The following is an 18,944-nucleotide window of genomic DNA, read 5'->3' as shown; positions in this document are numbered from 1 at the left end:
CGCCCGAAGCGAACAGAGCACGTCCGACCGGGATGCGATGGTTACTCTCTTTGTATCGACGCCGACCTGCAATGGTGTTCGCCAAGGAGTAGACATGTTCGAGAGATTCACCGATCGCGCCCGCCGCGTCGTCGTCTTGGCCCAGGAAGAGGCCAAGATGCTCAACCACAACTACATCGGCACGGAGCACATCCTGCTCGGTCTGATCCACGAGGGTGAGGGCGTCGCCGCGAAGGCGCTCGAGTCGCTGGGGATCTCGCTGGATGCCGTGCGCGAGCAGGTCCAGGACATCATCGGCCAGGGCCAGCAGCAGCCGACCGGGCACATCCCGTTCACTCCGCGCGCGAAGAAGGTGCTGGAGCTCAGCCTGCGCGAGGCGCTCCAGCTCGGCCACAACTACATCGGCACCGAGCACATCCTGCTCGGTCTCATCCGCGAGGGCGAGGGCGTCGCCGCCCAGGTGCTCGTCAAGCTCGGCGCGGACCTCAACCGCGTGCGCCAGCAGGTCATCCAGCTGCTCTCCGGCTACCAGGGCAAAGAGCAGGTCCAGGTGGGCGGCAACGATCAGGCGACCGCGCAGGCCGGCAGCCAGATCCTCGACCAGTTCGGCCGCAACCTCACGCAGGCCGCGCGCGACAACAAGCTCGACCCGGTGATCGGGCGCGAGAAGGAGATCGAGCGCGTCATGCAGATCCTGTCGCGCCGCTCCAAGAACAACCCGGTGCTGATCGGTGAGCCCGGCGTCGGCAAGACCGCCGTCGTCGAGGGCCTCGCCCAGGCGATCGTGCGCGGGGACGTGCCGGAGACGCTGAAGGACAAGCAGCTCTACACGCTCGACCTCGGCTCGCTCATCGCCGGCTCCCGCTACCGCGGCGACTTCGAGGAGCGCCTGAAGAAGGTCACCAAGGAGATCCGCACCCGCGGCGACATCATAACGTTCATCGACGAGATCCACACGCTCGTCGGCGCGGGCGCTGCGGAGGGCGCGATCGACGCGGCCAGCATCTTGAAGCCGCTGCTGGCCCGCGGCGAGCTGCAGACCATCGGCGCGACCACGCTCGACGAGTACCGCAAGCACTTCGAGAAGGATGCCGCGCTGGAGCGCCGGTTCCAGCCCATCCAGGTGAACGAGCCGTCGCTGCCGCACACGATCAACATCCTGAAGGGGCTGCGCGACCGCTACGAGGCGCACCACAAGGTGTCGATCACGGACGGGGCGATCGTCTCCGCTGCGAACCTCGCGGACCGCTACATCCAGGACCGCTTCCTGCCGGACAAGGCCATCGACCTGATCGACGAGGCCGGCGCGCGCCTGCGCTTGTCGATCCTGTCGGCGCCGCCGGAGCTGCGCAAGTTCGACGACAAGATCGCCGTGGTGCGCTCCCAGAAGGAAGCAGCCATCGAGGACCAGGACTTCGAGAAGGCCGCCAGCCTGCGCGACGAGGAGAAGAACCTCCTCGGCGAGCGGCTGCGACTGGAGAAGCAGTGGCGCTCCGGCGACGTGAAGACCACGGCCGAGGTGGATGAGGGACTCATCGCCGAGGTGCTGGCCCAGGCCACGGGCATCCCGGTGTTCAAACTCACCGAGGAGGAGTCCGCTCGCCTCGTCTTCATGGAGAAGGCGCTGCACCAGCGGGTCATCGGTCAGGAGGAGGCCATCGCGGCGCTCTCCAAGACGATCCGCCGCACCCGTGCCGGTCTCAAGGACCCGAAGCGTCCCTCCGGCTCGTTCATCTTCGCCGGGCCGACCGGCGTCGGCAAGACGGAGCTGGCCAAGGCGCTCGCCGAGTTCCTGTTCGACGACGAGACGGCCATGATCTCCCTCGACATGTCTGAGTACGGCGAGAAGCACACCGTCTCCCGCCTGTTCGGCGCGCCTCCCGGGTTTGTCGGCTTCGAGGACGGCGGCCAGCTCACCGAGAAGGTCCGCCGCAAGCCGTTCAGTGTCGTGCTGTTCGATGAGATCGAGAAGGCGCACCCGGACATCTTCAACTCGCTGCTCCAGATTCTGGAGGAGGGACGTCTGACGGACGGCCAGGGTCGCGTCGTCGACTTCAAGAACACCGTGATCATCATGACCACGAACCTCGGCACGAAGGACATCTCCGGGGCCCCTGTCGGCTTCCAGATCGAGGGCGACCCGACCACCGGCTACGACCGGATGCGCGGCAAGGTGTACGAGGAGCTGAAGAAGAACTTCAAGCCCGAGTTCCTGAACCGCGTGGACGAGATCATCGTCTTCCCTCAGCTGAGCAAGCCGGAGCTGCTGCAGATCGTGGATCTGTTCATCAAGCGGCTGTCCGACCGCCTGCTCGACCGGGACATGACGATCGAGCTCGAGATTGCGGCGAAGGAGCGGCTGATCGAGGTTGGGTTCGATCCGACCCTCGGCGCCCGTCCGCTGCGCCGCGCGGTGCAGCACGAGATCGAGGACCGGCTGAGCGAGAAGATCCTGCACGGCGAGCTGAGCGCGGGCGACCACGTGCATGTGGACTTCGTCGACGGAGAGTTCGTGTTCACGACGACCGCGCGCACGGAGCCGATCGGCGCGGGGATCAACGCCGCCGCCATTGGCACCGGTCCTGCCACCCCCGATATCGCCGCCAGCCACTGACCCGCGAACGCTGACCCTCCCCTGAAACGGGCCGGACTCCGCGGAGTCCGGCCCGTTTCGCATGTCCGCGCTGGGCCTGTGCGGGCCGATAGGGTTGTGGGGTGTTTACAGTGAGGCGTGCGCGGACAGGCGATGTCCCGGGCATCCAGGAGCTCGTGGAACCGCTCGTGCAGCGACGTATCCTGCTCGGCAAAGAGGCCGTGACGTTCTACGAGTCGGTGCAGGAGTTCCGGATCGCGGAGGACGAGGACGGCGCTCTGATCGGCTGTGGCGCTCTTCATGTGATGTGGAGCGATATCGCCGAGGTGCGCACGCTCGCCGTCGCGGACTCGTGGCTCGGGACGGGCGTCGGGCGGGCGCTGCTCGGACGGCTGGAGGACGATGCTCGTGAGCTCGGGCTCTCCCGGCTGTTCTGCCTGACCTTCGAGGTGCCGTTCTTCGAGCGCAATGGTTTCGTGGACATGGGCTCGGAGACCGTGGATCCGGCGCTCTACGCCGAGCTGGTCCGTTCCCGGGACGAAGGCGTCGCCGAGTTCCTGGACCTGGCGCGCGTCAAGCCGAACACGCTCGGCAACACCCGGATGTTGAAGTCTCTCTGAGCGCGCCTGACTGTGAGCGTCATGCGTCACGGTTATGCTGCGGCCATGTCGACGTTCAAGCATCCTGTCGGCCCGAAGTCTCCGGCGGTCTACTGGCGGCGGCGGCTCGTTCTCTTCCTGGCGCTGGTCGCGGTGGTCGTCGCCATCGTCCTGATCGTTGTGCGGCTCGGCTCGCTGGGCGGTGAGCCGGCGGCCCCGAAGGCGAAGACGGGGCCCGCTGCGACGGCGACCGCCGGTGCGACCAGCATCCCGACGCCGAGCGCCAGCGCGGGCGGGCGGGGGTGCAATCCGGCCGAGGTGAAAGTGGACGCCGTCACCGACCAGTCGAGCTACGCTGCCGGTCAGCTGCCACAGCTCTCGATCGCGATCACCAACACCGGCGGTTCTCCCTGCACGGTCGACGCGGGCACGGCGCAGCAGGTGTTCACGATCACGAGCGAGTCCGAGGTCTACTGGAAGTCGACCGACTGCCAGACCGAGAAAGTGAATGCCGACGTGCTGCTGCAACCGGGCGAGACGATCTCCTCGCAGGCCCCGATCACCTGGGACCGCACCCGCAGTGACCCGGCGACCTGCCAGGCGCAGCGCGCTCAGGTTCCGGCGGGTGGGTCGTCTTACCACCTGGAGACGTCGGTCGCGGGCATCGTCGCGCAGACGAGCAAGCAGTTCGTCCTCCAGTAGTCTCCTCCACATCGTTCCAGGTCAGCCGGCTTCTCCACAGATCCGAGCGATCCTCCCGGCGATGACGGTGGCTCCCCATAGTGTGAGACCGGATCGAGGAGGTGTCGTGGCGAAAGCGAGTGTCAACTACCGCTGCATCGAGTGCGGCTGGACGACCGCCAAGTGGGCGGGGCGGTGCGGCGAGTGCCAGGAGTGGGGAACGGTCGCCGAGGCGGCGGCGCCGACCGGGGTCTTGCGAGCGCTCAAGCCCGTGGTGGTGGGCTCGGAGCGGCTGGCGCGGGCGATCACGGAGATCGGGGCGGAGTCCGTCCGGCGGCGGCCGAGCGGCATCGGCGAGTTCGACCGGGTGCTGGGCGGGGGGATCGTGCCGGGGGCCGCGATCCTGTTGAGCGGCGAGCCGGGGGTCGGCAAATCGACACTGCTGCTCGAAGTGGCTTCGCGAGCCGCCCGCGAGCAGGCACGCGTGCTGTACGTGAGCGCAGAGGAGTCAGTGAGCCAGGTGTGCATGCGCGCCGAGCGCACGGGCGCGATGCACGATCAGCTCTTCCTCGCTTCCGAGACCGATCTCGCCACCATCGTGGGCCAGATCGATGCGGTGCGTCCCTCGCTCGTGATCGTGGACTCGGTGCAGACGGTGTCCAGCGGTGCGGCCGAGGGGATCGCGGGCGGACCCTCGCAGGTCCGCGAGGTGGCGAGCACGCTCATCCGGGTGGCGAAGGACAGGGAACTGCCCATCCTCATCGTCGGGCATGTCACGAAGGACGGCTCGATCGCGGGTCCGCGGTTGCTCGAGCACCTGGTGGATGTTGTGTGCCAGTTCGAGGGGGACAGGCAGATTGCGCTGCGCTTCGTCCGGGCGCTGAAGAACCGGTTCGGACCGACGGATGAGGTGGGCTGTTTCGAGATGGCGGGTGACGGCATCCGCGAGGTCGCCGACCCCAGCGGACTCTTCCTCAGCCGCAACGCCACACCGGTCTCCGGAACGTGCGTCACGGTCGCGATGGAGGGGCGGCGGACGTTGCCGGTGGAGGTGCAGGCGCTGGTCGTCGGCACCGCCGCGCCGAATCCGCGCCGGGTGACGAACGGGGTGGACTCCTCGCGGGTGGCGATGCTCCTGGCGGTGCTCGAACGGCGGGCAGGGATCAGGCTCGGTGACAAGGACGTGTATGTCTCCACGGTCGGCGGGGTGCGGCTGACCGAGCCGGGAGCCGATCTGGCGATTGCGCTGGCGCTCGCGTCCGCGGCGACGGATCGGGCCATCCCCCACACGCTCGCGGCCTTCGGGGAGATCAGCCTCGCCGGGGAGATCCGCCCGGTGAGCAGCGGGAAGCAGCGCGCGGCGGAGGCAGCGCGGCTCGGCTTCGCGACCCGAGTGGACGAGCGGAGCCAGTCGGTGCGGGAAGCGCTGCGGGTGGCGTTCACGGCGGCGAGTCCGGCACGGGAGAAGGAGGTGGAAGCGGCGTTCTGAGCGCGGAGTTCCGTCTCCGCCGTGGGTCGCCTCATCATCGGGGTGAATTCACGTCCTCGTGAACAAACGAAGAAAAGGCCGGTGCCGGCCGAGGGCTAGCGTCGCTCTGTAACTCACGACCCTGCTCTCGAATGGAACATATGTATGCGTATGCATCCGATTCGGGCCGCTTCTGCCGTCCTCGCCGTCCTCGCACTGTGCTTGTCCGGGGTGTCCCCCGCCCAGGCCGCACCGTCCTCCCCTCGCGGGGTGTCGCGGAGATGTTCTCCGGTCACGGACCGCTGATCGTCGTCCGGTCGCTCAGCGTCCCGACAGGGTCCCACGAGTCGAAGACCGATCTCTACGGATCGCTCACGCTCACGAACGGGTGGGAGCAGTCCTCCGGTACGGCGTTCCAGCAGGGCGAATACGACTCGACTCCCGTGACCGGGCTTGCGCCGCTGCGTCCGCACGGTGTGACGGGGAGCGCCGTGCGCATCACAGTGAACCTCTGGGACCACTGGGAGCCGCTCTTTATCTCAGACACGCACATCGCGAACGGCGTGATCGACACCAGCCTCGATCCGTTCGGCGTCAACACCAAGACGATCAGCGGCGACGATGACCGGTCGGTCACGGTCATCTACACCAAGAGCTCGACCTGGATGGAGTTCGCCGTCTTGGGTGTGAATCTCACCTCGACGCACGACAGCGACCCCGCGGCTGTCTACGGCCGGATGTCGGTCTGCGCCTACAACGCGGCCTTCCGCGTCAGTTGCGATAAGAACCAGCCCCACCTTCTCTTCCGCAAAGATCCTGTCGACGCCGTCAATGTGAGCGTCGGCTCAAGCATCTGGTCGCAGACACCGCCGGTTTACGTCTATTCGGACGACTCGACGCGGAAAGGGGGCATTATGTTCGATGCGTACCTGTATCAATACCGATTCATGCACACGGACGGAGTGCTCGCTGAGGGGACCCCGACGCTCATGCAGTTCGGATCGGTCCCCGATCAAGACAAGTGGCCCCACTTCGAACTCGACGGTCCGGACGGCTCGGTCACGCTCTACCTCCACACGGTGCGGCGAACGGCGTGACGCCCGCGATGGAGGACCCCGGCAGAGCCGCCTGATTGCGTCGCCCGGCAGCCACCGGACAGAGACCGCGGAGGCGAATCGGCGCCGAACGCGTCGATTCGCCGGTGTCCCTCTGCGCGGTCTTTCGTGTCCTCCTCTGCGTCCCAGCCGGCCCGGTGCGAGTGAGAGGGGGCGACATCCTGAGCTACACCGCGCAGCCGTGGGGTTTCGAGCCGGGCGATGTGTGCGCGAAGACGCCCCTGATCGGCGGTCAGGCCGATCCGCTCGCCGGGAATGCCCACGCGACCTGGCACAGGAAAGCGATCCCGGGCTCCCGGATGGAGATGGTTCCCCGTGCGGGACACCTTGTGATCGTGCCGGCGAGGGGGCGCGTGCTGTCGCACCTCGCACCGAGGACGGCGAGACGCTGAGCGGTGTGGTCACGCGCTCAGCGTCGCTGAGCCTTCCGCTGTCCGCACGCTGTGTGTCTCCGGCGTCGATCCCGTTTCGACCGGTCGTTGCCGTGGGAACTTCCTCGCCGCCAGCGCCGTGACCGCGGGGAGGAACGCCGACGCCCACACACGGTAGCCGTGGTCGTTCGGGTGGAAGAGGTCATCGGCGAACTGGGTGAAGACCCCGCGCAGCCCCTGCCGGCGCATCGTCTCGTGGAGGGGCACGACCGTCAGGCCGCGCGTCGCGGCCTCCTCCCTCAGGATGGCGTTCGCGACAGCGACCTTCCGTTCGTTCTTAGGCAAGAAGAAGTAGGGAAGATCGGCGATGAGCGCGTCGCTGGGAAGAGCCCCGAACACCCGCTGGATGCCGGCGCGGAACACGGCCGGGTCGAAGCCGGCGATGTCGTTGGCTCCGATGGAGACGGTGGCGATGCCGGGCTCGTAGCCGGTGAGGCGAGGCAGCTGATCCGCGACGGCGAGCGCTACGGTCGCCCCGGAGACGGACAGGTTGACGACCCGGACGCTCCGGCCGGTGACGGAGCGGAGGTGACCGGCGATGATGCCGACGTAACTGTTCTCCGGGGTGGACGCTCCGATGCCCTGGGCGGCGCGGCCCCCGATCGCGACATAGAGGATGTCGCCCTCGTGCTTCGCGGCGTCCCGCCACCACTGGGAGTGAATCGGCAGCGTCTCAGTGAGCCGCACGCGCCCTGCCGCGACGGCGGCGTGCTTCCGAACGGCGAAAGACCAGACGGCGGCGCAGACAGCGGCCGCGATGATCGCACTGGCCGCGAAGAACGGCTTCCGATTCCCCACTCCGGCAGCCTACTCCGCCCGTCCTTCACCAGCCGTCCATTCGATTGGCGACCCTCGCACGCACCCAGTAAACTGGTCCGCGGTACCGTGTCCGAGCGGCCGAAGGTGCAACTCTCGAAAAGTTGTGTGGGTGAGAGCCCACCGTGGGTTCAAATCCCACCGGTACCGCCAGTGTGAAACCCCCGTGATCCCAGTTTTTACAAGGGATTCGGGGGTTTTTGCTTTACCGAGAATCCTCGATCGCCCGCGAATCGCCCCCAACCGAACGAACCCTAGCGTCGTTTCGCTTGTGCGGTCCTGGTGCTCGGTATCGCTTCCTCTGCCGCATGGCCGCTCCTGGCGGTGTATCTGATCCCGACCTGGGTATAACGCCACCACTGTGGCCTGGTTCTTCGCCACGTCCGCGCTCGCCCCGGCGATCGGGATTATCACGGGGGTCGGATCGGACAGGACGGCGAACTCCGCTGGTAGTCATCGCGCTCACCCTCACGGCGGGGGCGTGTTAGTGACAGCGAACGATTTCCGGATGGTCCTGGTCGCGGGAATGACGCTGTTGTCGTGGAGATCAGCGGTCACCTCCCAACTCTTTGCTGTATTGGCCGAGATCGTCAGCGAATCAGATTCCATCATGGTGATCGTCACACCGACCGTGCGTGGCGGCTACGCACTCGGCTACGCCATCGGTCCGTTGATCGGTGCTGCTCTCGCAGGCGCGTTCGGAGCACGGACCGCTCTGGTCGCGGCCGCCGTGGGAAACCTACTCGTCCTCATCCCATTCCTGCTCGTTCGAAGGGTGCGTCGCGGAGGAGGTCCGTCCACGACCAGTTTGCGTGACACTCGCGCTCGCCTTGGTGGACGGCTATGGGTTCTGGTTGTCGTTGTGCTGTTCGTGTGCGCAGGAGACACACCCAAACTGGTGTTTCTGCCCGTACATGTGGAGCAATCACTCGGCGGCAACGCGTGGACCGTAGCATCGTTGTTCTCGGTTTCAGCAATCGCCGAGATCGTGCTCTTTCCACTTTCGGGAATCGTCGCCGCGCGATGGGGAACAACGCCAACAATCGTCATGCTAGGACTTGCGAGAACCCGCACTCACGATTAACGATCTCAGCTTGAGATGGTGCTCCGGTCGGGAATCGGGCACCTCCTCACAGGGAAGAACAGCTAGCGGTCTCAATCCTGCCCCTCCCGAACCCCCTCAGTGTTTCAGCCTTGCGGGTTGGGAGAGCTGGCTCGCCCGGCGCGCCGTGCGGGGGAGCGGCTCACGTCGGCAGTCGCCTCTGAGGTGAAAGCCTTGCCGGTGGGTCGGGGGGGGGGTGATGCGGGCGGTGGTCTCGATCCGGCCACCGGGAGGCGCTTCGGTCATCCGGGGAAAGCGGCGGGAAAGCTCCGCGGCCGCAGGCGCTGCCGGGGTCGCTGCGACCGGGCGGATCGCGGTGGGCATCGTCGTCTCTCGGACCGTGTGACGGTGACGCCCGGACAGAACCAGTCGGGAGGGCGGTGATGCGGGCGCTCGCCTCGACGGCGGCGCCCACATCACCGGGCGACCGAACCATCGCCCCCTGCGGTGTCGCCTGTGTCAGCGTTCCACACCGCTGGCGGGGCGTCGGGCCGAGGGGAGGGGATCGAGGGAGGTTTCACCCGTGGGGTGATAGCCCCGGCCGCTCTGGGATCGCCGGATGGAGTACTGAGGTAGCACTGAGTTTTCTGCTCACAGCGCTTATCCGTTGCGGTCCGGTGCTCGGGGACACCACTGAGCGCCGTGCGGCCTTCCTACGCTGGCGGAGCACCCACCCCTGGGGGCAGCTATAGATCAGACAAGAAAGAACGAAACGATATGAAGAAAACAGGCACAGACCCAATGCCGAACCAGAAGCACAGCCTGAAGTCGCTGTTCGAGGGCCGCAAGCGGATGGTCGCTCTCACCACCGCCGCCGTCGCCGCCGTCGCGCTCACCGGCGTGGGGGCCATCGCCACCTCGCAGACCTCCATCGACAACAACCACTTCATCAAGGACGCTGTGACAGCGGGCTTCACCTTCACCGGTACGGCCTTCGACGCGCACTTCAACACCACCACGAATACGGCGAAAGAGACCTGGATCGCCGCCAACTCCTCCACGACCGAGACGGCCACCTTCGACGGCATCTTCGCGATGACGAACGCCAAGAAGAAGCTGCCGAAGGCGCTGGCACAGCACCTGAAGGTCAACTATGCGCTCTTCTCGTCCGGCACGATCGCCATCGGCGACGGAGGCACGATCGCCGATCCGATCAGCCTGGCCAAAGCGCTGAAGGAAGAGTCGGGCATCGTGCTCGGTTCGGGCGGATCCGACACTGTCACGGTGACGGTCACCTGGGACGGCACCGACCCGGCGCCCACTCAGGCGATCGATGCGATCGCCAACTTCAACGTCAACTACTCGATGAACCCTAACAAGTAACAAGTAACAAGTAAGGCCCGGCCGTGGTGCGGCGCCGATCCGTCAACGGCGGCGCCGCGTCAGGGCCGTCCCCCGAACCCGTGCCCCTCCCCAAGGAAACCCGGCCTAAGGAAACCCGTGAGAATCGCCCTCAACATTGTCGGCGGTGCGATCATCGCACTGCTCGCCCTCCCCTTTCTCGCCACTCTCAGCACCAACGGTTACTACGTGACGGTCAACGGGACCTCAATGGTTCCCACCTATCAGCGCGGAGACATCCTGCTGGTCAGCCGCGCCATCGACGCCTCCGCTTTGCGTGCGGGAGACATCGTCGTGGTCGACCCGGCGCGCACCGTGGCGCACTACAACGGCTCGTCGCTGCGACTCGGCCCCTACGTTCACCGGATCCTTCAGGCGAAGTCGGGCGAACGGTTCATCACCAAGGGCGATGGCAATGCCCTGCCCGACCCGGGCACGGTGATGCCGTCGCTCCTCAGCGGACGTCCGACCGGGATCCGGCTGACGGGGACCGCGGCGCACCTGTTCTCCTTGAGCCAGAACGTGTTCGTGCGGGGCGGCATGCTTCTCGCGGGCCTCGCCGCTTTCGTGCTGGCCTCCGGTGCTAGCCGCAAGCGCCAGGAACGGGTGCGCGCGGCAGCGAACGAGCGACCGGCGGTGGCGCACAGTGCTTAGCCCGATCCGCTCCCTCGTCGCTCTCGCCGTGAGCGCTGCGGCCCTCGTCGCCGGACCGCAGGCCGTGGCGGACCCGGTGGCGACCATCGTCTCCGGGGTTCACTGGAAGACCGCATCCCAACCGCGGACACTGGCCAGCGCTTCAGACGGCCTCGTCGTCCAGGCGCACACGTCGAGCGTGCTCCGGGCGAACGGCCGATACTACCTCTTCGGCACCGATGAGCGCGGGAACGGCGGTTTCCGGGGCGTGCTCTGCTATTCGAGCAAAACGCTCTCGGACTGGCAGGAGGAGGGGGTCGCGCTGGCGGCGTCGCCGGCGATTCCGGATCTGAAGGCCGGTGGGAAGGTCCAGCGCGCCCGTGTGCTCTACGACGCGCACACCCACGAGTACGTGATGTGGATGCACATCGACGACTCGAACTACACCGAGGCGCGTGCCGGCGTCGCCGTCAGCTCCACTCCCTGCGGTCCCTACCGCTACCTCGGATCGAGCCGGCCGCTCGGGCATCCCTCGCGCGATATCGGTGTGTTCCAGGACGACGACGGCACGGCCTACCTGCTCAGCGAAGACCGCAGCGTCCACAGCCTGCGGATCGACCGGATGAGCGCCGACGACCGCAGCGTCGCCCCCTCGTCGGGGCAGGGTGGGTCGGTGGCGACGTTGCAGAACTCGGACCACCGTTCGATCGAGGCACCGGCGATGGTCAAGGTCGGCGGCCACTACTACCTGTTCGGCTCCCGCCTCACCGGGTACCGGATGAACGACAACATCGTGGAGTCGGCCGCCGCCCTCGATGGCTTCTGGTCGGCGCCGTCGCTGTTCGCCCCTCTGGGGTCGAACACCTACCGTTCGCAGACGGACGGCATCCTCACCGTGCAGGGGACCGAACAGACCACCTACGTGTACCTCGGCGATCGCTGGACGCGAGGCGATCTCAACGACTCGACGGAGGTCTGGTACCCGATGAGCTTCGACAACGGCCTCCCGAGACTGCTCAAGCGGCACGTCTGGAGCATCGACACGCGCACCGGAGTGTGGCGGGATGGACGCTGAGCCCCTGGCGTCCCGGCCCCTGCCACGGCGACCGGCACACTTCCTGCCGCGTCCCCGTCTGACGGAGCGGCTGGACACCGCCGCCCCGCTGGTCGTCGTGCGGGCGCCGGCTGGCGCGGGTAAGACCGTGCTGCTCGCCGACTGGTGTACCCGCCGCCGCAGCGCGGGCGACACGGTGCTGTGGGTGACGCTGACGGCGGGCTCCGCACACGCGGACCGTGCCGCCGATCAGCTGTGGGCGGCGGTGGCGGCGCAGGTCGGCGCGCACTCGGCATCGCCCGCCGACGCGTTCGACGCGGTGCGGCTCGCCCTCGCCGGCACGGTGGGTCCGCCGGTGCGGCTGACGCTGGACGGGTACTGTCCGGTGCGCGCGCCGGCGGACCCGGACATCGCGAGACTGCTCGAGACCTGCCCGCGGGTGCAGGTCGCGATCGGGACGCGGGCGCTGACCTCGTTCGAGGACGTGGCGGTCGCGGCGTCTCTCGATGTCGAGTGTCTCGGTCCGGACGATCTGCTGTTCACAGCGGAGGAGTCCGCCCGGCTGGTGGACGCCATTGCGGGCGAGGACCGGCCGCCGCGTCCGTCCGTTCCCGGCTGGGAGGAAGGCGAGCGCGTCCTTCCGCTCACCGCCCGGCTGACCGGGGTCGGCATCCGGCGCGGATTCGACCCGCACGCGGTCGCGGAAGCGCTGCTGCGGCGTCAGCTCGGCGAGCGGCCCTGTCCCGAACTCACGCGCTTCCTGCGGGTGATCTCGTCGGTGTCTCCCTGCGATTCGGAGCTTGCGCGCCGGCTGACAGGGCTGGATTCGCCGGACCCGCTTTTCCGTGCCGCCGAGGAGCAGGGGCTCGGAACCTGGCGCGGAGAGTGGCCGCGCCGCCAATTCGTTCTGGACCCCGCGGCGGCGGTGGCGCTCGCGCGTCAGCGCTCGGCCGCCGAACCGCGAGAGGCGATGCGATCCCTTCGGGTGGTGTGCTCGTGGGCGCTGGAGACCGGGGACCACGTTCGCGCGCTGAACGCGGCTGTGGCCGCTCGCGAGCCGCTCCTCGTCTCCCGTGTCGCGCGGGAGGCCTGGGAGCCGCTCTCCACGGTCTCCGCCACGGCGACGGTGGACCTTCTGGAGCGGCTGGGCGGCGAGGAGCTGGAACGTTTCCCTGTCATCGCCGTCCTCTACGCCCTCGCTCTCAGCACTCGGGAGCAGCATGAGCGCGCCGTCCACTGGTTCGCTCTCGCCGCGCGCACGCTCAGCAAACGGGGACGCGACGACGATCCGGGGGAGCGGCTGCTCGTGCTGTGCGCCGAGAGCGCCTCGTTCCGGCTCGGGGGTGACACGGCGGCGAGCCTGCGGGTGACGGAGGAGGGGATGCTGACGGTCGCCGGTCTCGCCCGCTCCCGCGACACCGGAGTGCCCCGGATCGCCGAACTCTGCGCGCAGCTGGCGATCACCTTCCACTGGGGATCGTGGAGCGAGCGTGCGCTCGAGGCCTGCGCTCTCGGCGCGGCCCTCGGCAGCACGGAGCATCCCCAGGATCGGCGGCACTGCGTCGCCGTTCGCGCCTTCGTTCTCGCGTTCCGGGGCGACATCGTGACAGCGCGGTCCGCGCTCTCTGCTCTGGGACCGCGCACGGAGGACCTCACCTCGAGCGCATCGCTGTTCGACGCCCTCGCCCGTTCGCTGGTCCTGATCGAGGACGGCGACCCGGAGGCCGCCGAGCGGATGGCGGTGCTCGCGGCCTCGATGCCTCGCGCCCCCGAGCACTGGGCAGCGGTGCTGCACTGCCGGGCGATGGCGCTCCTCTTCCAAGGGCGGCCCGAGCGGTGCGCGGCCGCCATCGATGTCGCCCTTGCCGCGTGCGGTTCCCGTCCGGCCTCGCAGGAGGTTCTGGATCGGCTCGCGATCACTCGCGTGCTGGCTCTGCTGGCCGTGGGCGACCGCACGGCGGCGGACACGGCGTTGCGCGACCTGTTCCGGGCCGGCTGCGCGCCGATCGGGGTCCGTGCGCTGCGCTCCCTGCTCGCCGGCAACGGCGTCGCGGCGATCTCGGAGCCGGGCGCCGCTGCGCGGAAGGCCGGTGAGACATCGTCCCCCGACGACGTCCTCCACGCGCTCGTGGTCGCCGCAGCTCTGCTCGCGTGCGGCGGAAACGCGGACGCGGCTGGGGCTGCGCGACGGGCGATGGCGGTCGCGACCGAGCGGGGCCTTCGCACTCCGCTCGCCCTGCTGCCGGTCGTCGCCCGTCTCGCCCTGCTGACGGCGGGAGGGGGCGATCCGGAGGCCGAATGGCCGTTCGCGCTGTGCATGCCCGCCGTCGAACACCCGGCCGTCCGGCTCACGCAGAAGGAGATCCTGGTGCTGCACCGCCTCGGGTCCGCGGCGACCCTCGCGGACATCGCGCAGGAGTTCTCGGTCTCCGTGAACACCGTCAAGACGCAGACCCGCTCCATCTACCGCAAGCTCCGCGTCCGCTCGCGGGACGCAGCGCTGATCCGCGCCGCGGAACTCGGGCTGACGGAACACCTGACCGAGTGATCACCATCGAAGAGAGGATGAACGTATGCGAACAGTTGGACCGATAAGGACAGGACGGCTCTGGGCCTGGCAGGCCGCGGCGATCGCCGCAGTCGTCGTGGCGTGCGCTGTGGGCGGGATGGCGATGTATGTGAACGCCTCGTCGCCTGCCCCCGCGGCTGGTTCATCGGCGTTGACGGAGGGCGGCTTCCGGTTGCCGGTGGCAGGCACTCCGGCGCCGCACACGACCAGCTCGGCGGCGCCGACCGTCACTGTGTACGCGGACTACCAGTGCCCGATCTGCGCCCAGTTCGAGGCGGCGGACGGGCCGCTGCTGCGATCGCTGGCGGACAGCGGCCGGGTGAATGTGGACATCCACCCGGTGGCGATCCTGGACTCGGCGGCGAACCACCGGTACGCCACGCGGGCGGCGGCTGCCGCCGTGTGCGTGGCCGAGCACCAGCCGGCCAAGTTCTTCGACGCCAACCGGTCTCTGTTCGCCCGCCAACCCGATGAAGTCACGGGAGGAGGGCTCAGCGACCGGACGATCCTCGATGCGTTCGCGAGTGCGGGGGTGGATGCCTCTGCCGTGTCGCGCTGTGTGACAGACCAGAAGTGGGCCCGATTCGTCACCGCTCAGACGGAGCGCGATCTGAACGGCCCGCTGCCGCACTCGGATGTCGCGCGGCTCGAGGGGACGCCGACCATTCTGATCAACGGTCACCAGTACCGCGGCAGCGTCCTCGATCCCGCCCAGCTCGCCCTCGCCATCGAGGCCGCGCGATGATCCGGCGCATGTGAATGCGGCTCATGCGCGCTGTCTGCTTCGTCTCAGGAAGAGGGCGGCCTCAGCACAGGAGCTTGCCGACCAGCTCGGCGAGCTCCTGTCGCGAGGTCGTTCCTGTTTTCTTGAAGGCGTTGTGGATGTGGCTCTCCACGGTCCGCACGCTGAGGTCGAGGGTTGCGGCGATGGCCGCGTTCGAGTTGCTGCGTGCGAGCTGGGCGACCTCCCGCTCGCGCTTCGACAGCACGTGCGGATCGATGGCCGGGCCCTGTTTCTTTCCGCTGTCGAGTTCGTCCGGGTAGTACACGCCGAGCCGCGCCCGCAGGGCATCGTTCGCCGCCGCGATGGCGCTCGCTCGCTGGCTCTGGCCCTCCTGGTTCGACCGGGCGCTCAGCACCAGTGCCGCCAGTGCCGCGTCCTGGTGCTCGATGGGCAGCTCGTCCACGAGGACGCGGAGCCTCTCGGGGCGCTCGAACGAGGCGGAGACGATGTCTAGGAAAGGGTGCGGCTGGCCTTCCCTCCGGGTGATGGAGGCGTACAGCTCCAGGGTTTCCGGTTCCGGGTGCAGCACCAGCACCAGCAGGAGGGAGAAAGAGGCGGCGAAGACGTCCTCGCGCGCGATCAGCCGGGAGACGAGCGTCCGGACCTGCGCAGTGGCCCCTGCCGGGTCGTCGTGCAGCAAGCGTTCTATGACGTCTCCGAATCCTTCCTGCATCACCGGGAGCCGACGCTCGGGGCTGGGCACACCCGCGGCCTGCTCGGCGAAGAGCCGCGCGGTCTTCGCTCTCCCCAGCCAGAGCTGCACCAGCGCGGCGAGGCGGAGCAGCGCCCGGTAGGGGGGGCTGTGGATCGGCCCGGACGGCCCGAACGTCAGTCCCCGCTCGACGACCTCGAGGGCGGCCCGCCAGCGGCCCGCGCGGAGGAGGATGAGGGCGCCGGAGTAGGAGTGCCGCATCACCGATCCGATGGCGCCGGCCTCGATCGCGGTTCCGATCTCCTCCGCGGTCGTGGCGAGCGCGTGTTCCATCTCTCCTGTCTCCGCATCGCTGAGGGTGGTGGTGAACTCCCGGAAGTGGTTCACCGTCAGCAGATCGGTCGCCGGGATGAGCCCGTTCCACTCGCGGGCCTCCTCGAACCGGCCGAGCGCGAGGCAATTGTAGGCGTGCGAGGCGGCGATCACCGGGCCGCTCGGGGTCGTCAGTGCGTTCTGCGCGGGTGCGGGCGGGCGTTCGTCGCTGTCGTCGCCGGTGAGCGCCGCCGTCAGTGTCTGCATGGCTTCGGCCCAGTCGGGATAGCGGTCGAGCAGGGCGTCGAAACGTCCCGGCGACGACAAGCTGTAGCTGTTCTGGCACGCTCGCCACTGCTCGCGGAGGAAGACGAGGTCGAACAGCTCCTCGGGCGAGGCTGCCGTGGCGGGGTCGACGCTCTCGAAAACCGATGCCACGGTGCGGTCCGTCCGGGGAGCCTGGAGGAGGCTGATCAGATAGGGGAGAGCCGAGCCCACGGTGCCCGACTGCTCCCACGCCGCTTTCTGGCGCAGCAGGCGTTCGTCCAGCCGATCCCGGGCGTAGGTCACTGAGGCGGCGATGTCTGTGCAGTCGTCCGGGACCTCAGCGCCGGAGGGCTCGGGACTCGGGGTGAGGTCCAGCCGCCGGGCGCCACTGGCCGCGCGTCGCAGATCGATGCCGAGCGCGGGCGGGAAGATCGAATAGCGCGCGCCCTGCCGGTGGCGGGTGATCGTCAGTAATCCCCTGCTCTCGAGCGCGGTGAGCTGTGTCTCCCCGAGCCGCGAGCAGAGGCCCTGGTCGGGTGTCGCGTGCGTCAGCGCCAGGTGGCGGAGCGCCTCGCAGTCCTCGGGTCGCAGCGCTGAGAGCTTGGCGTCGAGCCAGGCCCCCACGGTCGGCGTCCAGAGCGTCGACCCGCGCATCGACCATGTGGCCCCCTCCCGGTTCAGGATGCCGGCGTCGCGCGCGCCATCGACGATGGCGAGGGCAAGTCCGGTGACACCGCCGGAGCGGCCGTAGACCCGTGAGACGATCTCCACATCCGCGGGTGCGCCGAGCCGCGATTCCAGCAGGGTGCTCACGCTGACGAAGTCGAGCGGGTTCAGCGCGACCTGCACGGGGGAGTAGTGTGTCAGCCGGACACCGTCGTGGATGAGCACGTCGATGCCCGCGTGCCGTCCGTGGACGACCGGCGTGCCCGTGCGCGCGGCGGCGACCTGGATGACGCCGAGCGAGGTGGCGTCCATGGACTCCACATCGTCCAGCAGAATCGCTCGCAGGCTGCTCGACATCAGCTCCTGGGAGAGCCGGTCGATCAGCACGGAGACAGTGCGGGAGCCGCCGTTCGGGAAGTCGATGCCCGCCTGCTGGAGGGCCAGCAGCTCCGTCCGTGGCAGCATCGGTGTGCCGCGGAAGGCGATCACGAGGAAGCCCTCTTGTTCCAGCAGGATCGTGAGACGATCGAGGAGAGAGCTCACTCCGATGCCCGCCGCTCCCGACACGCCGACCGAGCGGCCGGCCCGGACGGCCTGTGCGACCGTGCTCACCTCCTGGGGGAAAAGGAAGATCATTCGTTCTCTTCACTCTCGCGACGGCCTCGGACTGTCGTAGCGTAGGCGGTGTCGAATCGGACGGAAGGACGCTGTATGAGAGCACTAAGGACGATGATCGCCGTGCTGGCGGCCGGTGCGGTGGTCTCGGCGCTCGCCGGGTGTTCCGGTTCGCCGGAGGCTCCGGCGATGACCACCCCTGTCGCAGCGCCGGTGACCGTCGTCGTCGGCGAGCTTGAGGGCCGTGTCGTCGAGCTGCCGCGCTCGACGGTGCTGAACATCGCGACCGGTGACGGCCCGGCCTCGGGGTGGTCGGCGACGCTCACTCCGCCGGGGGTGGTGCGCTTCCAGGACGGTGCGGTCCGCAGCACGTTCTCCACCAATCCCGGGATCGTCCCGCTGCGGCTCGGCACAGCGGAGGTCGTGCTGCTGCACGGCGGGGACCAGCCTATCCGCTTCAGCGTCCGGGTGACCTCCGGGGTCGCGTCGAACTCCCCGGGATCGGCCGGGTCTCCGCCGGCCGTTTCGTGATCGGTGCGGAGAACAGCGAGTCCGCCCGCGCCGCGCCGATGCCGGAGGAGCCTGTTCCCGTCGTCTTCGCAGCCGTTCCCGGCCCCCGCGCCGCCGGGGTCCTCGCCGGCCCCGATCGAGCGCGGCTTCACCCGGCCGGGGGAGGCGTCATCGGCCGCGATGTCCGGGAGGGTGAGAGCTGAGCCGGTGTGACGGTGGGATAGCGTGGCGACTCCTGGGGGATGGGGCGTTTCGGGGAGGGGGCGTTCGGCGGGGATCGCCGGTATCGATACCTCCTCCATTCGAGTGCCGGGCTATGCGCGCGAGTGGCGTTTCCGGCGCATTGAGTGGCGCGGGGGAGGGTGCTGGGCGGCGATTGAGCGGCGGCGGGGAGGCGCGCAGGAAAGGAATCACGGTTGTTTGTTCGAAAACGCTCAGAATGCGCTTCTCCGCGGAGAAGGCGTGTTAGCGTGATCGAGCAGAGCACTTCGTTAGGTGAGGCTCCTGCGTGAACACAGGCCACTGATCTGACGACGTCGAGAGATGCCCAAGATCAGGACAGGTCTCCCCGGCCTAAGGGGTGACCCCAGGTGGCTTCCCGCCCGGCGGGACACGTCGCGCAGTGCCGAAACTCTTACGTGGAAGTGCCGATCCATGATGCATGCGATGTCAGGCTCCCGCCTGCGAGATGCGTCCGGCCGAAAAGGAGGTGACCCGATGAGCGACGACGACAGTC

The 18,944-nt window shown here is 68.4% G+C and carries 15 protein-coding genes, 1 tRNA gene and 1 riboswitch; of the genes, 14 read left to right on the top strand and 2 right to left on the bottom strand.

Going from position 1 to position 18,944, the window contains the following annotated elements:
* Positions 1–94: 94 nt before the first annotated feature.
* The 5 genes from LXX_RS10510 (at position 95) to LXX_RS10490 (ending at position 6,438) form a co-directional block, all read left to right on the top strand.
* Complete coding sequence (locus tag LXX_RS10510) at positions 95–2,614, top strand: ATP-dependent Clp protease ATP-binding subunit (protein ID WP_011186813.1); 2,520 nt, start codon at positions 95–97, stop codon at positions 2,612–2,614.
* Positions 2,615–2,715: 101 nt separating this feature from the next.
* On the top strand, positions 2,716–3,213 hold the full coding sequence (locus tag LXX_RS10505) for an amino-acid N-acetyltransferase (RefSeq protein WP_011186812.1): 498 nt from the start codon (positions 2,716–2,718) through the stop codon (positions 3,211–3,213).
* Between the two features lie 45 nt (positions 3,214–3,258).
* Complete coding sequence (locus LXX_RS10500; RefSeq protein ID WP_041768502.1) at positions 3,259–3,894, top strand: hypothetical protein; 636 nt, start codon at positions 3,259–3,261, stop codon at positions 3,892–3,894.
* 106 nt (positions 3,895–4,000) lie between these two features.
* Positions 4,001–5,362 (top strand): DNA repair protein RadA, encoded by a 1,362-nt coding sequence (gene radA, locus LXX_RS10495; RefSeq protein ID WP_041767791.1) that lies wholly within the window; start codon positions 4,001–4,003, stop codon positions 5,360–5,362.
* 197 nt (positions 5,363–5,559) lie between these two features.
* Positions 5,560–6,438: a hypothetical protein gene (locus tag LXX_RS10490; RefSeq protein WP_141692848.1), complete on the top strand. Its 879-nt coding sequence runs from the start codon at positions 5,560–5,562 to the stop codon at positions 6,436–6,438.
* Positions 6,439–6,857: 419 nt separating this feature from the next.
* On the opposite strand, the gene LXX_RS10480 is transcribed toward LXX_RS10490, so the two are convergent.
* Positions 6,858–7,685: an SGNH/GDSL hydrolase family protein gene (locus LXX_RS10480; protein ID WP_011186807.1), complete on the bottom strand. Its 828-nt coding sequence runs from the start codon at positions 7,683–7,685 to the stop codon at positions 6,858–6,860.
* 81 nt (positions 7,686–7,766) lie between these two features.
* Between LXX_RS10480 and LXX_RS10475 the strand changes: the two genes are divergently transcribed.
* The 7 genes from LXX_RS10475 to LXX_RS10450 all read left to right on the top strand — a co-directional run bounded on the left by LXX_RS10475 (position 7,767) and on the right by LXX_RS10450 (position 15,147).
* A tRNA-Ser gene (locus tag LXX_RS10475) sits at positions 7,767–7,856 on the top strand.
* A gap of 208 nt (positions 7,857–8,064) precedes the next feature.
* Positions 8,065–8,787 carry an MFS transporter gene (locus LXX_RS13765; protein WP_370558451.1) on the top strand — a complete coding sequence of 241 codons (723 nt, stop codon included), beginning with the start codon at positions 8,065–8,067 and terminating at the stop codon, positions 8,785–8,787.
* Positions 8,788–9,522: 735 nt separating this feature from the next.
* Positions 9,523–10,128 carry a hypothetical protein gene (locus LXX_RS10470; protein ID WP_011186806.1) on the top strand — a complete coding sequence of 202 codons (606 nt, stop codon included), beginning with the start codon at positions 9,523–9,525 and terminating at the stop codon, positions 10,126–10,128.
* Between the two features lie 117 nt (positions 10,129–10,245).
* Positions 10,246–10,800 carry a signal peptidase I gene (locus LXX_RS10465; RefSeq protein WP_011186805.1) on the top strand — a complete coding sequence of 185 codons (555 nt, stop codon included), beginning with the start codon at positions 10,246–10,248 and terminating at the stop codon, positions 10,798–10,800.
* Complete coding sequence (locus tag LXX_RS10460; RefSeq protein WP_011186804.1) at positions 10,793–11,854, top strand: family 43 glycosylhydrolase; 1,062 nt, start codon at positions 10,793–10,795, stop codon at positions 11,852–11,854. Before LXX_RS10465 ends, LXX_RS10460 begins: the two co-directional genes overlap by 8 nt.
* Entirely contained in the window at positions 11,844–14,381 is a 2,538-nt protein-coding gene (locus LXX_RS10455; protein ID WP_011186803.1) for a helix-turn-helix transcriptional regulator, read from the top strand. The genes LXX_RS10460 and LXX_RS10455 overlap by 11 nt, the downstream gene beginning before the upstream one ends.
* A gap of 25 nt (positions 14,382–14,406) precedes the next feature.
* Entirely contained in the window at positions 14,407–15,147 is a 741-nt protein-coding gene (locus LXX_RS10450; protein ID WP_011186802.1) for a DsbA family protein, read from the top strand.
* A gap of 61 nt (positions 15,148–15,208) precedes the next feature.
* Here LXX_RS10450 and LXX_RS10445 read toward each other — a convergent pair whose 3' ends face one another.
* On the bottom strand, positions 15,209–17,719 hold the full coding sequence (locus tag LXX_RS10445; RefSeq protein ID WP_011186801.1) for a helix-turn-helix domain-containing protein: 2,511 nt from the start codon (positions 17,717–17,719) through the stop codon (positions 15,209–15,211).
* A 75-nt stretch (positions 17,720–17,794) separates the two neighbouring features.
* On the opposite strand from LXX_RS10445, the gene LXX_RS10440 reads away from it, so the two are divergent.
* Both LXX_RS10440 and LXX_RS10435 read left to right on the top strand, forming a co-directional pair.
* On the top strand, positions 17,795–18,229 hold the full coding sequence (locus tag LXX_RS10440) for a hypothetical protein (protein ID WP_141692847.1): 435 nt from the start codon (positions 17,795–17,797) through the stop codon (positions 18,227–18,229).
* Positions 18,226–18,411 carry a hypothetical protein gene (locus LXX_RS10435; protein ID WP_041767782.1) on the top strand — a complete coding sequence of 62 codons (186 nt, stop codon included), beginning with the start codon at positions 18,226–18,228 and terminating at the stop codon, positions 18,409–18,411. Before LXX_RS10440 ends, LXX_RS10435 begins: the two co-directional genes overlap by 4 nt.
* Before the next feature lie 277 nt (positions 18,412–18,688).
* Positions 18,689–18,859, top strand: a riboswitch (M-box (ykoK) riboswitch).
* Positions 18,860–18,944 lie beyond the last annotated feature (85 nt).

This window comes from Leifsonia xyli subsp. xyli str. CTCB07, from assembly GCF_000007665.1.
Lineage (GTDB): Bacteria > Actinomycetota > Actinomycetes > Actinomycetales > Microbacteriaceae > Leifsonia > Leifsonia xyli_C.
Note: the sequence above shows the minus strand (reverse complement) of the source record. Positions and strands in the feature narration are given on the sequence as shown.